This is a genomic window from Pseudomonas shahriarae (assembly GCF_014268455.2).
Lineage (GTDB): Bacteria > Pseudomonadota > Gammaproteobacteria > Pseudomonadales > Pseudomonadaceae > Aquipseudomonas > Aquipseudomonas shahriarae.
The window spans coordinates 2963131-2974296 of record NZ_CP077085.1; the positions used below are offsets into that span (position 1 = coordinate 2963131).

Annotated in this window: 11 protein-coding genes; 4 read left to right on the forward strand and 7 right to left on the reverse strand. The window is 62.5% G+C overall.

The annotated features are described in order from the left end of the window. Positions 1–102 precede the first annotated feature (102 nt). Positions 103–420, forward strand: coding sequence for a hypothetical protein (locus HU773_RS13240; protein ID WP_120732947.1), 318 nt, complete (start codon positions 103–105; stop codon positions 418–420). An 18-nt stretch (positions 421–438) separates the two neighbouring features. Then, positions 439–1596 carry a PQQ-dependent sugar dehydrogenase gene (locus tag HU773_RS13245; RefSeq protein ID WP_169990090.1) on the forward strand — a complete coding sequence of 386 codons (1158 nt, stop codon included), beginning with the start codon at positions 439–441 and terminating at the stop codon, positions 1594–1596. A gap of 51 nt (positions 1597–1647) precedes the next feature. Here HU773_RS13245 and HU773_RS13250 read toward each other — a convergent pair whose 3' ends face one another. Next, the gene (locus tag HU773_RS13250; RefSeq protein ID WP_057440109.1) at positions 1648–2127 is read right to left on the reverse strand and encodes a nuclear transport factor 2 family protein; all 480 of its coding nucleotides are present in this window, start codon (positions 2125–2127) and stop codon (positions 1648–1650) included. 44 nt (positions 2128–2171) lie between these two features. After that, positions 2172–2735 (reverse strand): TetR/AcrR family transcriptional regulator, encoded by a 564-nt coding sequence (locus HU773_RS13255; protein WP_057959740.1) that lies wholly within the window; start codon positions 2733–2735, stop codon positions 2172–2174. A gap of 124 nt (positions 2736–2859) precedes the next feature. On the opposite strand from HU773_RS13255, the gene pssA reads away from it, so the two are divergent. Next, the gene (gene pssA, locus HU773_RS13260; RefSeq protein WP_186625933.1) at positions 2860–4203 is read left to right on the forward strand and encodes a CDP-diacylglycerol--serine O-phosphatidyltransferase; all 1344 of its coding nucleotides are present in this window, start codon (positions 2860–2862) and stop codon (positions 4201–4203) included. On the opposite strand, the gene HU773_RS13265 is transcribed toward pssA, so the two are convergent. The 5 genes from HU773_RS13265 to efeU form a co-directional block, all read right to left on the reverse strand. Next, positions 4200–5396: an MFS transporter gene (locus HU773_RS13265; protein WP_057444795.1), complete on the reverse strand. Its 1197-nt coding sequence runs from the start codon at positions 5394–5396 to the stop codon at positions 4200–4202. The two genes, pssA and HU773_RS13265, sit on opposite strands and share 4 nt — an antisense overlap. A 289-nt stretch (positions 5397–5685) precedes the next feature. Then, positions 5686–6498: an iron uptake system protein EfeO gene (efeO, locus tag HU773_RS13270; protein ID WP_115128161.1), complete on the reverse strand. Its 813-nt coding sequence runs from the start codon at positions 6496–6498 to the stop codon at positions 5686–5688. 23 nt (positions 6499–6521) lie between these two features. Next, entirely contained in the window at positions 6522–7811 is a 1290-nt protein-coding gene (gene efeB / locus HU773_RS13275; protein ID WP_057959776.1) for an iron uptake transporter deferrochelatase/peroxidase subunit, read from the reverse strand. 14 nt (positions 7812–7825) lie between these two features. Further along, the gene (gene efeO, locus HU773_RS13280; protein ID WP_225923872.1) at positions 7826–8959 is read right to left on the reverse strand and encodes an iron uptake system protein EfeO; all 1134 of its coding nucleotides are present in this window, start codon (positions 8957–8959) and stop codon (positions 7826–7828) included. A 78-nt stretch (positions 8960–9037) separates the two neighbouring features. Further along, complete coding sequence (efeU, locus tag HU773_RS13285) at positions 9038–9871, reverse strand: iron uptake transporter permease EfeU (RefSeq protein ID WP_169990094.1); 834 nt, start codon at positions 9869–9871, stop codon at positions 9038–9040. A 188-nt stretch (positions 9872–10059) separates the two neighbouring features. On the opposite strand from efeU, the gene HU773_RS13290 reads away from it, so the two are divergent. After that, positions 10060–11076 carry an AraC family transcriptional regulator gene (locus tag HU773_RS13290; RefSeq protein ID WP_057440114.1) on the forward strand — a complete coding sequence of 339 codons (1017 nt, stop codon included), beginning with the start codon at positions 10060–10062 and terminating at the stop codon, positions 11074–11076. Positions 11077–11166 lie beyond the last annotated feature (90 nt).

The following is an 11166-nucleotide window of genomic DNA, read 5'->3' on the forward strand; positions in this document are numbered from 1 at the left end:
GCCGTGTTACACCTGCCTGGAAAGTATTTAGTTACCAAATCCGAACCCAGGGCGTAGCGTGTTATCGAATGCAGGTATTCCTCGCCCTATAGAGGTTTTGTCATGAACAGCCGTACACGCAGCCTTGCAGTACTGGCCCTGGGCCTTGCCTTGAGTGGCGGGTTGCAGGCGCAAAACCTGCCCGGCAACAACAACCCGTATAACAGCCCGATCAAGCGGGCCAATCCCAATAGCATGCAGGGCACCCAGCCCAATACGCCCGCCGCCCGCGGTACCTACACCGCGCCGGTACCGCGGCCGCCGACCCTGGAAAACGGCGGTATCGGCAATCGCTATCCGCAACGTGATGCAGTGCCCACACGCCCTGCCACCCAACCTTCAGCCCCGACACAAGATGCCAATGGCAATCGCCGGCCCTGAACGCAAGGAACCCCACGTATGTTTCTACGCAAAACCCTTTTAGCGACCTGCTGCGCTGTCGCCCTGGCAAGCGCGCTGCCCGCGTTGGCCGCCGAGACCCGCCAGTTCCCCAGCGAGCAAGGCAGCCTCACCGCGACCCCGATTGTCAAAGGCCTGGACCATCCCTGGGCGGTGGCGTTTTTGCCCGACAAGCAAGGTTTCCTGGTCACCGAGCGGCCAGGCGCGCTGCGCTATGTGAGCAGTGATGGCAAATTATCGGCGCCATTGAGTGGCGTGCCGCAGGTCTGGGCCAAAGGGCAGGGCGGTTTGCTGGATGTGGTGTTGTCACCGGATTTCAAGGAAGACCGCCTGGTCTACCTGTCCTACGCCGAAGGTGGCGGCAAGGGCGGTACGGCCGGCACGGCGGTAGGCCGTGGTCGCTTGAGCGATGACTTGAGCGGCCTCAAGGACTTCCAGGTGATCCTGCGCCAGGAGCCCAAGCTCTCTACCGGTAATCACTTTGGCTCGCGCCTGGTGTTTGACCGAGACGGCTACCTGTTTGTGACCCTGGGCGAGAACAACGATCGGCCCACGGCTCAGGACCTGGACAAGCTGCAAGGCAAGGTGGTGCGCATCTACCCGGATGGTCGCGTGCCGGATGACAACCCGTTTGTCGGCCAGCCGGGAGCGCGGCCGGAGATTTGGTCCTATGGCCAGCGCAACCCACAGGGCGCGGCGCTGAACCCGTGGACTGGCACCCTCTGGGAAAACGAACACGGCCCGCGTGGCGGCGATGAAATCAATATCATCGAACGTGGCAAGAACTATGGCTGGCCCCTGGCGACCCACGGCATCAACTATTCCTTGCTGCCGATTCCCGAGGCCCGTGGCAAGACAGCCGAAGGCACGGTCGGCCCCCATCATGTGTGGGAAAAGTCACCGGCCATCAGCGGCATGGCGTTCTACGACGCTGACCGCTTCAAAGCCTGGCAGCACAACCTGTTTATCGGCGCCCTGGCCAGCCAGGAACTGATTCGCCTGCAGTTCGAGGGCGACAAGGTGGTCCACGAAGAGCGCCTGCTGGGCGAACTGAAGGCGCGTATCCGCGATGTACGCCAGGGCCCGGATGGTTTCCTGTACATACTCACGGATGAGGAGGATGGCGTGTTGTATCAGGTGGGGTTGAAGCAGGATTGACGGGCATTGCAGGAGCCGGCAAGGACTCGACGCCCCCCGGCTCCTACAAGGTTACAGCCCCAGTTCGGACAGCCCCGGATGATCATCCGGGCGCCGCCCCAGCGGCCAGTGGAACTTGCGTTCGCTTTCCTTGATCGGCATGTCATTGATGCACGCATGCCGATTGGACATCAGACCGTCCTGGTCGAACTCCCAGTTCTCGTTGCCGTAGGAGCGGAACCAGTTGCCGGAATCGTCGTGCCATTCATAGGCATAACGCACCGCGATGCGGTTGCCGGTAAACGCCCACAACTCCTTGATCAAGCGGTAGTCCAGTTCCCTGGCCCATTTGCGCGTCAGGAAGTCCTTGGCCTGCTCGCGGTTATGGGCGAACTCGGCGCGGTTACGCCACTGGGTGTCCAGGGTGTAGGCGAGCGACACGCGTTGCGGGTCACGGGAGTTCCAGCCGTCTTCGGCGAGACGGATCTTTTCAATGGCCGATTGCTCGGTGAAGGGCGGTAAGGGCGGACGCACGTGTGCATTGGCGGTCATTTGACTGCTCCTTTGGATCGTTAGTTGTTAAACCCGTACAACTTTCAAAGTGCCAATAAGTTCTGCGCCATGCATTGCGCATTATCAGCGGCGGTGACATCGCCCATGATCAGGGCGATGGTAATGGCGCCATCGACCAGGATCAGCAGTTGCGCGGCCTGCTGCTCCGGGGCCGGGGTGCCATGTGCCTCGCACAGTTCAAGCAAATACTCGAACAGTTTCTGTTTGTGTGCCTTGGCCAGTAAACGTACCGGGTCTTGCGGGTTACCGGTTTCGCCGCTGGTGTTGATAAAGGCGCAGCCGCGAAAGTCCGCAGAGTCGAACCAGGTCTTCAGAGCGCTGAACACGCCGAGCAAGCGGGCGCCGCTGCCGGCGTATTGCTCGACCTCGCTGCGCAGCCATTGCAACCAACGTTCATCGCGCCGCTGCAGGGCGGCGATCACCAGTTCGTCCTTATTGGCAAAGTAGCGGTAGATACTTTTCCTGGAGACGCCGGCGGTTTTCACCAACAGATCCATACCGGTGGCCGCAATGCCGTGCCGATAGATCAACTTTTCGGTGACGTCCAGAATAATGTCGCGGGTTTCACTGCTGGTCATATCGTTCATGCTGCAAACAGTAGAACGATCGTTCTTCTTGGTCAATCAATTATTTTCAGCGGCCAGTGGGCAGACCTGAGGACCCCCATGGTGTAAGCTCTCGGGCTCTTCGGATTCGATCATTGCGAGCCCTATGCCGTCGTTATTCAAACGTTCCCTGTTGCCCAAGTTGCGCGGTTTCCCCCTGGCCACCGACGCGATTGAGGTGCTGTCCGGCGCTGCCGAGTTTCGCCGCTGCCTGCTGCAGCAAATCGCCCAGGCCCAACACCGCATCTACCTCGTCGCGTTGTACCTGCAACAGGACGAAGCGGGCCAGGAGGTGTTTGACGCGCTGCACGCCGCCAAGGCCGCACGGCCCGAACTGGATATCGTGGTGATGGTGGATTGGCTGCGTGCCCAGCGCGGGTTGATCGGTGCGGGCAAGCAGCCGGGCAATAGCGCCTGGTACCAGGCAATGACTCAGTCACATCCGACACATGTGCCGGTGTATGGGGTTGCGGTGCAGACCCGCGAGCTGTTTGGCGTGCTGCATCTGAAGGGCTTCGTGATCGACGACAGCGTGCTGTACAGCGGCGCCAGCCTGAACAATGTGTATCTGCACAAGTTCGATAAATACCGCTTCGACCGCTATCACCTGATCCACAACAAGCCATTGGCCGACTCCATGCAGCACCTGGTGGAACACGGCCTGGTGGCGGCCAAGGCGGTACACCGCCTGGACCTGCCCAACCTGCCCACCACCCGCAGCCTGCGCAATGACATCGGCGACCTGCGCAGCCGGCTCAAGCACGCGACCTATGACACCACGGCCGGCCAGGCTGGGATTGGTGGGTTGTCGGTCAGCCCGTTGTTGGGAGTGGGCAAGAACAACCCGCTGAGCCGGGTGATCTGCGAGCTGATCGCCAGTGCCCAGCGGCAGTTGACCATCTGCACCCCGTATTTCAACCTGCCACTGCCGGTGACCCGGGAAATCAACCGGGCCCTGGCCCGTGGGGTGAAGATCGACATCATCGTTGGCGACAAGACCGCCAACGACTTCTACATCCCGCCCAGCGAGCCTTTCAAAATCATCGCCGCGCTGCCGTATCTCTACGAAATCAGCCTGCGCCGCTTTGCCAAGCGCCACCAGCGCATGATCGACAGTGGCCAACTCAACCTGCACCTGTGGCGCGACGGGGATAACACCTATCACCTCAAGGGCATGTGGGTCGACGAACGCTATACCTTGCTCACCGGCAATAACCTCAACCCCCGGGCCTTTCGCCTGGACCTGGAAAACGCCCTGCTGATCGACGATCCCCAGGGCCAGTGGTTGGCGCCACGGCGCCGCGAGCTGGAGGACATTTTCCAGCACACCACGCGGATCCAGGGCTACCAGCAGTTGCAGACACTGGTGGATTACCCCGAAGCCGTCGGCAAGTTCCTGCGCCGGGTCAGTCGCGTCCGAGTCGAGCGCTTGCTTTACCGGATCCTCTAGTGGCGCGGTGCCGGCCAGAGCGCAATGAGCAACAGCAGGGCAGCCGCGACCAGGTAGGGTAGCCGCGGTTCAACGGCATAGATCAGGGTCCCGGCCAGCGGCCCGACCACCACGCCCAGCCCTTGCGCCGCCCCCACCGATCCGGCAGTGGCGCCTTGTTCCGAGGCGTCCACCGCGTTGGCCGCCAGGGCGGCGAACGATGGGAAGATCCAGCCCATGCCGGCCGCCGAGACGAAGAAACACAGCCAGAGGATCCACGCCGTATCGGCGAACATGCTCCCGGCAAACCCCAGGGCCGAAACAAGCGCGCCGACGCGGATCAGCCGCAGGGGTGGCCATTCCAGCTTGCGCACCAGCAATTGCGAGCAGATCAAGGCCAGGCCGACCATGGTCAGGGCGATCCCGGCGGTTTGTGCGGCGTCGGCGGGGTTCATCTGCAGGCGATCCAGGGCAAAAAAGCCCACCGTGATCTGGGCAATCGACACGCAGAGCATCGCCGCAAAGGCCACCACCAATGGCCGGCGCAAGCGTGGGTCCGAGAGGTTGACGGCCTTGGGCGGTTGTTTGAGGTGCAACTCCTGGCGCGGCAGCTTCATCAGCAACACCAGAAACCCGAGCATCGGCAGCAGCGCCATCACATAAAACGGCAGGCTCAGGCTGTGGCGGGCCAGCAGCGCGGCAATCGCCGGGCCCAACACCAGGCCACAGGCGTTGGCCGCCCCCAGCGAGGCCATGGCCTTGGCGCGATGGGCCGGCTCGATATTGTCCGCGATCAGCGCATAGCCCCCCACTGGGATCGCCGCGTAAAACACCCCGATCAACCCGCGCCCGAGCACCAGCCCGATAAATGCCAGCATCGCCGAGGGCAGCAGTTGCAGGGAGGCGTCGATAAACACGCACAGGGCCCAATAGGCCAGGGTGAAGCCCCCGGTGCCCAGCAACAGCACGCGCCGCCGACCCAGGCGATCACTGGCCTGGCCCCAGGGCCGCGCCAAAAGCATCCAGATCACACCGGACACCGTCACCGCCGCGCCGGCCTGCCAGGTCGCCAGCCCCAGCACCCGCGCGATGGGGCCGATCAGCGAGACAAACGCCATCATCGCCATGGTGCAGGCCATATTGGCCAGCAGCAGGGGGCGCAGGTTGAAGGGAGTGGGCGGGGCGGCATCAAGGCGGGTGGCCGAATGAGGCATGGGAAATCTTCCGTGAGTGGGAGTCTATGGAACGTTATAGGTAAGACGGTTAAACGCACAGCGCGATTAACCCGGATGATAGGGATCTACAGCTGTGGGAGTGGGCTTGCTTGCGATGGCGGTGCTTCAGTCACTATGGTCGGTGATTGAATCACCGCCATCGCAGGCAAGCCAGCTCCCACATTTGATTTGTGGTGTGGCGAACATTTTCTGCTCGCTGAGACCCCTGTGGGAGCGGGCTTGCCCGCGATGGCGGTGGGTCAGGCTCAGAGCCGCTAGCGTTGAGGTGTCAGTTCAAACCCAGTTTGCCACGCAGGGTCGAGAGGTCTTCGGCCAGGGTGTTGACCGGGCCCACCAGGGCCTTGCGGTCGCTTTCCTTGACCTTGTCGTAGGTTTCAAAGCCGCCATCGGCAGTTTTGTATTTGGCCAGGATGGTGTTCACCGTGGCGAAGTTCTTGTCGACCTTGGCCAAAAACGCCTTGTCCTGCTGTTCGATCTGCCCACGGAACAGGTCGACGATCTTCTTCGCTCCGTCGATATTGCCCTGGAAGTCATACAGGTCGGTGTGGCTGTAGCGGTCTTCTTCGCCGGAAATCTTCGTGGCGGCCACTTCTTCGAGCAATGCGGCAGCGCCGCCGACGACTTTTTCCGGCGGGAAGGTCAGACCGGCAACGCGGGTTTGCAGATCCTTGACGTCCGTGTTCAAGCCGTCGGCAAGGGTGCCCAGGCCCTGGGTAGTGTTTTCGGCAAACAGGCTGTATTCAATGCGGTGGAAGCCGGTGAAGTCTTCGGCTTTCACACCTTTTTCGTGGTCGTCGACCCGTGAGTCGATCGATGCATCGAGGTCGCTGAACAGCTCGGCGATGGGCTCGATGGATTCGTAGTAAACGCGGGTGGGCGCGTAGAGTTTTTTCGCGGTGGCCAGGTCACCTTTTTTCACCGCGTCGGTGAAGGCCTGGGTCTGGGTCACCAGTTCCTCGATCTTGTCGGTGACATAGATCTTGTAGTCCGACACCGGGCCCACCAGATCCAGGGGCGCCGGCGCGGCAAAGGCCGCGAGCGGAGAAAGGCTCAATAACAACGCAAGAGACGACATGTTCATAGGGCGGTTTCCGCTGTGGAGGGTTAGGTCTTGGCAGTGCTGTGCAGCAAGGTTCGGCCGATGAAATCCTGCGGCCCGGTGGCGCCCGGCAAGGTGAAGAAATACCCGCCGCCCACTGGCTTGAGGTATTCCTCCAGGGGCTCGCCATTGAGCCGGGTTTGTACGCTGATAAAGCCTTTCTCCAGGTCCGCCTGATAGCAGATAAACAACAGGCCCATGTCCAGCTGGCCGTTCTTGTTGACGCCGTTGGAGTAGTTGAATGGCCGACGCAGGATCAGGTTGGCCTGGGTCGCGGCCGTGCGCGGGTTGGCCAGGCGGATATGGGCATCGAGCTTGGTCAGTTTGCCGGCCGGATCCTTGCTGTAGTCGGGCACCTGGGCTTCGCTGTGACCGTCCATGGGCGCGCCGCTGGTCTTGATCCGGCCGATGATGCTTTCCTGCTCCTGCAAGGGCGTGCGGTCCCAGCGTTCGACGAAATTGCGGATGATCCGTACCGCCTGGTAGCTGCCATGGGCGGCCCACGCGGGCTCATCACTGCCGGGCTGGACCCAGACCAGTTGGTCCATGGTTTTGGTGTCGTTGGAGTCGGGGTTGGCCGAGCCATCGCGAAAGCCCAGGAAGTTGCGTGCGCTCTGCGCCGGTTGCCCGGCACGGGCAGGGGCCTGGGGCGGTACGCTGCCTTCCTGTTTCCAGCGCACCAGCAGCAGGTCCGGCAGGTTTTTCACGATATCGCGCAGGGCGTGGATATTGGTGTCGGGGGTGTTGGAGCTGAACTGCAGGCTCAAGTCACCGTGGCACTGCGCCGGTTCCAGGGCGTCGTTGGGGAAGCCGACCATGCGGATCAGGCGCTTGGGTTTGGCGGCGGCCAGGCCGAAACGCTCGTCGAACAGCGATTCACCCACCGATACGGTGATGGTCAGGTTATCCGGGCTGACCACCGGGCCGAGGATCCCGGAATCGCTGGGCGGCAGTTTCGGGTCGACTTGCGGCACGCTGCCGCCGGTCATCAAAAAACGGATGCGCTGGTTGAGGGTGCGAAACAGCCGCTCCAGGTCTTCGCGGTCGCTGGCCAGGACGTCGAACGCTACCAGCATGCCGCAGGCCGGGCGCGGGGTGACGATGCCGCTCTGGTGCTTGCCGTGGAAGGCCTGGTGGTCCTGGGTTTTTTCGCTGCTGGGCGCGGTGGTGACCTGGGCTGCGCCGGCTGCCATTGCCGGGCAACTGAGGCTGCTGCCGGCAATCGCGGCGCCGGTGGCGGCCATCCCGAGCAACACACGGCGGCGTTGGGCGTTGAACTGTGGTGAATCACTCATGTGTTTGGTCGTCTTCACTTAAGGCCGGAGAGGCCAAGGGCTGGGTCGATTCCATCGAGTGCGGCGGCCAGAGCCTTGGCCTTGTCGGCGATCAGCTGGCGCTGAGCGGCGGTAACGCGGTTGTAGCTGCGGTAATGGCCATCGACCTGCAAGTCGTCGAGTTGCGCGGCGAAGGCGTTGATCGCGCTATCAATTCCCGGCAGCAGGTCGGCGGCGGACTTGGTCAACAGCGGCCGCATCAGGTCCACCACCTTGCGCGTCACCGTCAGGTTGGCGGCAAAACCGTTGAGGTCGAGGTGGCTGTAGCGCTCCTCTTCGCCACTGGCGGCGCGCACGTCGGCCAGGCTGTTGAGGTTGCGCACCAGGATGCTTACCAGTTGCTCGGGCGGCAGCGACTGCGCCAACAACTGTTGCTTGAGGGTGGTGACATCGGCCAGCAGACGCTGGGCAATCGGTGTCAGGTCGCCGAGAGTGTGCTGCTCGAACAGGCCATATTCCAGGCGATGGAAGCCGCTGAAGGCCGGGTCTTGTTCACGCTTCTCGAAGTAATCGGCGCGGGCATTGATTGCGTTGTCCAGCTCGGCCAGGCGCTGGGCCGCCGGGGCCAGTCGTTGGTAAGCCTCGCGAGCCGGCAGGTACAGGGCCTGGGCCTGGGCCTGGGCCAGGTCGCCGGCGGCAATCGCTTGTTCAAGGGCGCTGACGGCCTTGATCAAAGCGCCACCCTGGCTGCTCAGGTACACGCGAAATTCCGACAGCGGGCCGATAAAGGCCACCATCGAGGGCTTGGCTTTGGCCTGGGCGTCAGACTCGGCCGTCGGGGTTACATGCAGGGTGCCGCGTGGGTTGCTCAACAGGCCGCAGGTGATGGCGTAGTCGCCCGGCAGCAGGTTGGCGTTGATCACCTGGCTCAAGCCCGGCGCAATGTTTTCGCGCTCTTCGACCACCAGCACGCCGTCAAGGATTTCCCACTCCACCGCGCGATCCGAACGGTTGATGATGCGAAAACTCGCACGGCCCGCCGGTACGCTCAGGGCGTTGGGTTCGCAGGCGTGGGCGTGGATGATCACGGCGATTTCGTTGTGATTGACCTGGCGCTTGGCGGCGGCCAATTGCGCGGCGTAGTAGAACAGGCCGCCGGCGGCGATCATCACGATCACCGAACCGGCGACCGCCCAACGCAACGCGCGGGGTGGTGAGACAGGGGCTGGGTTTGGCAAGGGACGACCTTACTGGCTGGAGACGGAAGAAGAGGTGGCTGGCGCGGCGGGCATAAAGAACATCGCCAGCGCCAGCGCCAGGTAAATCAGGTAGGCGCCCAGGGTGCTGACGGTCGGTGCGTCCTGGTAGCCGAACATGCCGGCCAGCACCGAACCCAGCGGGCCATCCATCGGCAGGGTTGCGCTGAAATCGAACAGCACGCCTTGCAGGTGGTTCCACACCCCGGCTTCATGCAGGGCCTGCACCGAGTTGGCGAGGATCCCGGCGGCTACCACCAGGATGAACAGCCCGGTCCAGCGAAAGAACGCACCGAGGTTCAGGCGCATGCTGCCGCTGTAGATCAGGAACCCGACGATGATCGCCAGCACCAGGCCGAGCAGGGCGCCGATGGGCGCGGCCGGGCCTTCGCTCTGCTGGAACACCGCCAGCAAGAAGAACACCGTCTCCAGGCCTTCACGGGCCACGGCGAAAAACACCATGGCGATCAGGGCAAGCACCTGGTTGCGCGAGCCGGCCAACGCGTGATCCAGGGACTGGTGCAGGGAGTGCTTGATCGAGCGTGCGACCTTGCGCATCCAGAACACCATGGAGCTGAGAATCCCCACGGCGACCAGGCCGACAATGCCTTCGAACAGCTCTTGCTGTTTTTGCGGGAACTCGGCGCTGACCAACTCCAGGCCACCGCCGACCAGCAGGGCCAAAGCGGCGGCGAGAAATACGCCGATCCATACCGCTGGCATCCACTGACCACGGCCGGTCTGTTGCAGGTAGCTGGCGATGATGCCAACGATCAATGCGGCTTCAATGCCTTCGCGCAGCATGATGAGAAAGGGGACGAGCATCGGGCACCGCAACGTAATTAGTTAGGGTGCTAAGTTGTAACATAATGATACTCATTACTAAACAGAGGATCTTGACGTTTTCTGAACGCGGCCTGAACAGCCCTCTATGTCGTTGCTGCGTGGGTATGTGTTCCTTACAAGCCAACACGCTCCTACAATGGCCGACCTACAAGATTGAGCCCTGGCCCATGTCGGAAAAAGACACAATCTCCATCCACCTGGTTCGTGAAGCCCTGTTGCAGAGTTGCGCCCCCGGTGCGGCGACGTGGGAGGCCCTGAGCAAGGTCGGGATCGACCCCGCGTTGCTGGAGCAGCCCGCCGCCCGGGTTCCGGCGCTGGCATACGCGCGGCTCTGGCGCTTGCTGGCGCGGCGCCGGGATGATGAGTTCTTTGGCATGGACCCGCGCAAGTTGAAGTCGGGCAGCCTGGGGTTCCTGTGTCGTGCCTCCATGGCCCAGCCCACCCTTGGCGAGGCGCTGGAAACCGGCCTGGGCTTCCTGTCGTTGATGCTTGAGCACCTTCCCGCGCAGCTGGTGCGTCAGCAAAGCCTGGCGGAAATCGTGCTGCTGGAACCTGAGCCGGAACCACGGCGCGCGTTTACCTACTTTTGCTATTGGATGATCGTCCACGGCGTCGCCTGCTGGCTGGCCGGCCGACGCATCCCGATCCTGGCCATCGAACTGCGCAGTGCGCAGCCGGCATTTTGTGATGATTACCAGGTGATGTTTTCCGACAACCTGCGTTTTGATCGCACCCGTACCCGCATGATTTTTTCGGCAGACTGCCTCGACCTGCCGGTCAAGCGCAGCCCCGAGGAACTCAAGCGCTTCCTGGCCCAGGCGCCCGCCAACATCCTGGTCAAATACCGCGACCCGGACAGCCTGGCGATGCGCATCAAACACGACCTGCGCCAGCGCCCGGCCCAACAGTGGCCGGAAACCGACAGTCTGGCCCATGAGTTGTGCATGTCCGCCTCGACGCTGCGCCGGCGCTTGGCCGAAGAAGGGCAGACGTACCAGGGGCTCAAGGACAGCGTGCGCAAGGAGCTGGCAGTGGTGTGGCTGGCCGAGGCCGATATCAGCTTTGCCGAGATCGCCAGCCGCCTGGGTTTTGCCGATGTGAGCTCGTTCTACAAGGCCTTTCGCAAATGGTCGGGCTCCAATCCCGGGCATTACCGCAGCTTGATCCTCACGGAATCCAGCTGAGTTGGATCAGCGCAGCTCCTACCTTTGATCTTTGTGACCGTCTTTAAGCAAAGGGTGTGACCGGTTTCACGCAGGCAAAAAAAGCCCCGT

What these genes read in the sequence shown, in the direction of transcription:
- efeU (WP_169990094.1), bottom strand. Translation starts at nt 9,871, where the DNA reads ATGCTCGTCCCCTTTCTCATCATGCTGCGCGAAGGCATTGAAGCCGCA.
- HU773_RS13290 (WP_057440114.1), top strand. Translation starts at nt 10,060, where the DNA reads ATGTCGGAAAAAGACACAATCTCCATCCACCTGGTTCGTGAAGCCCTG.
- HU773_RS13245 (WP_169990090.1), top strand. Translation starts at nt 439, where the DNA reads ATGTTTCTACGCAAAACCCTTTTAGCGACCTGCTGCGCTGTCGCCCTG.
- HU773_RS13240 (WP_120732947.1), top strand. Translation starts at nt 103, where the DNA reads ATGAACAGCCGTACACGCAGCCTTGCAGTACTGGCCCTGGGCCTTGCC.
- HU773_RS13250 (WP_057440109.1), bottom strand. Translation starts at nt 2,127, where the DNA reads ATGACCGCCAATGCACACGTGCGTCCGCCCTTACCGCCCTTCACCGAG.
- HU773_RS13255 (WP_057959740.1), bottom strand. Translation starts at nt 2,735, where the DNA reads ATGAACGATATGACCAGCAGTGAAACCCGCGACATTATTCTGGACGTC.
- efeB (WP_057959776.1), bottom strand. Translation starts at nt 7,811, where the DNA reads ATGAGTGATTCACCACAGTTCAACGCCCAACGCCGCCGTGTGTTGCTC.
- efeO (WP_225923872.1), bottom strand. Translation starts at nt 8,959, where the DNA reads ATGATCGCCGCCGGCGGCCTGTTCTACTACGCCGCGCAATTGGCCGCC.
- pssA (WP_186625933.1), top strand. Translation starts at nt 2,860, where the DNA reads ATGCCGTCGTTATTCAAACGTTCCCTGTTGCCCAAGTTGCGCGGTTTC.
- efeO (WP_115128161.1), bottom strand. Translation starts at nt 6,498, where the DNA reads ATGAACATGTCGTCTCTTGCGTTGTTATTGAGCCTTTCTCCGCTCGCG.
- HU773_RS13265 (WP_057444795.1), bottom strand. Translation starts at nt 5,396, where the DNA reads ATGCCTCATTCGGCCACCCGCCTTGATGCCGCCCCGCCCACTCCCTTC.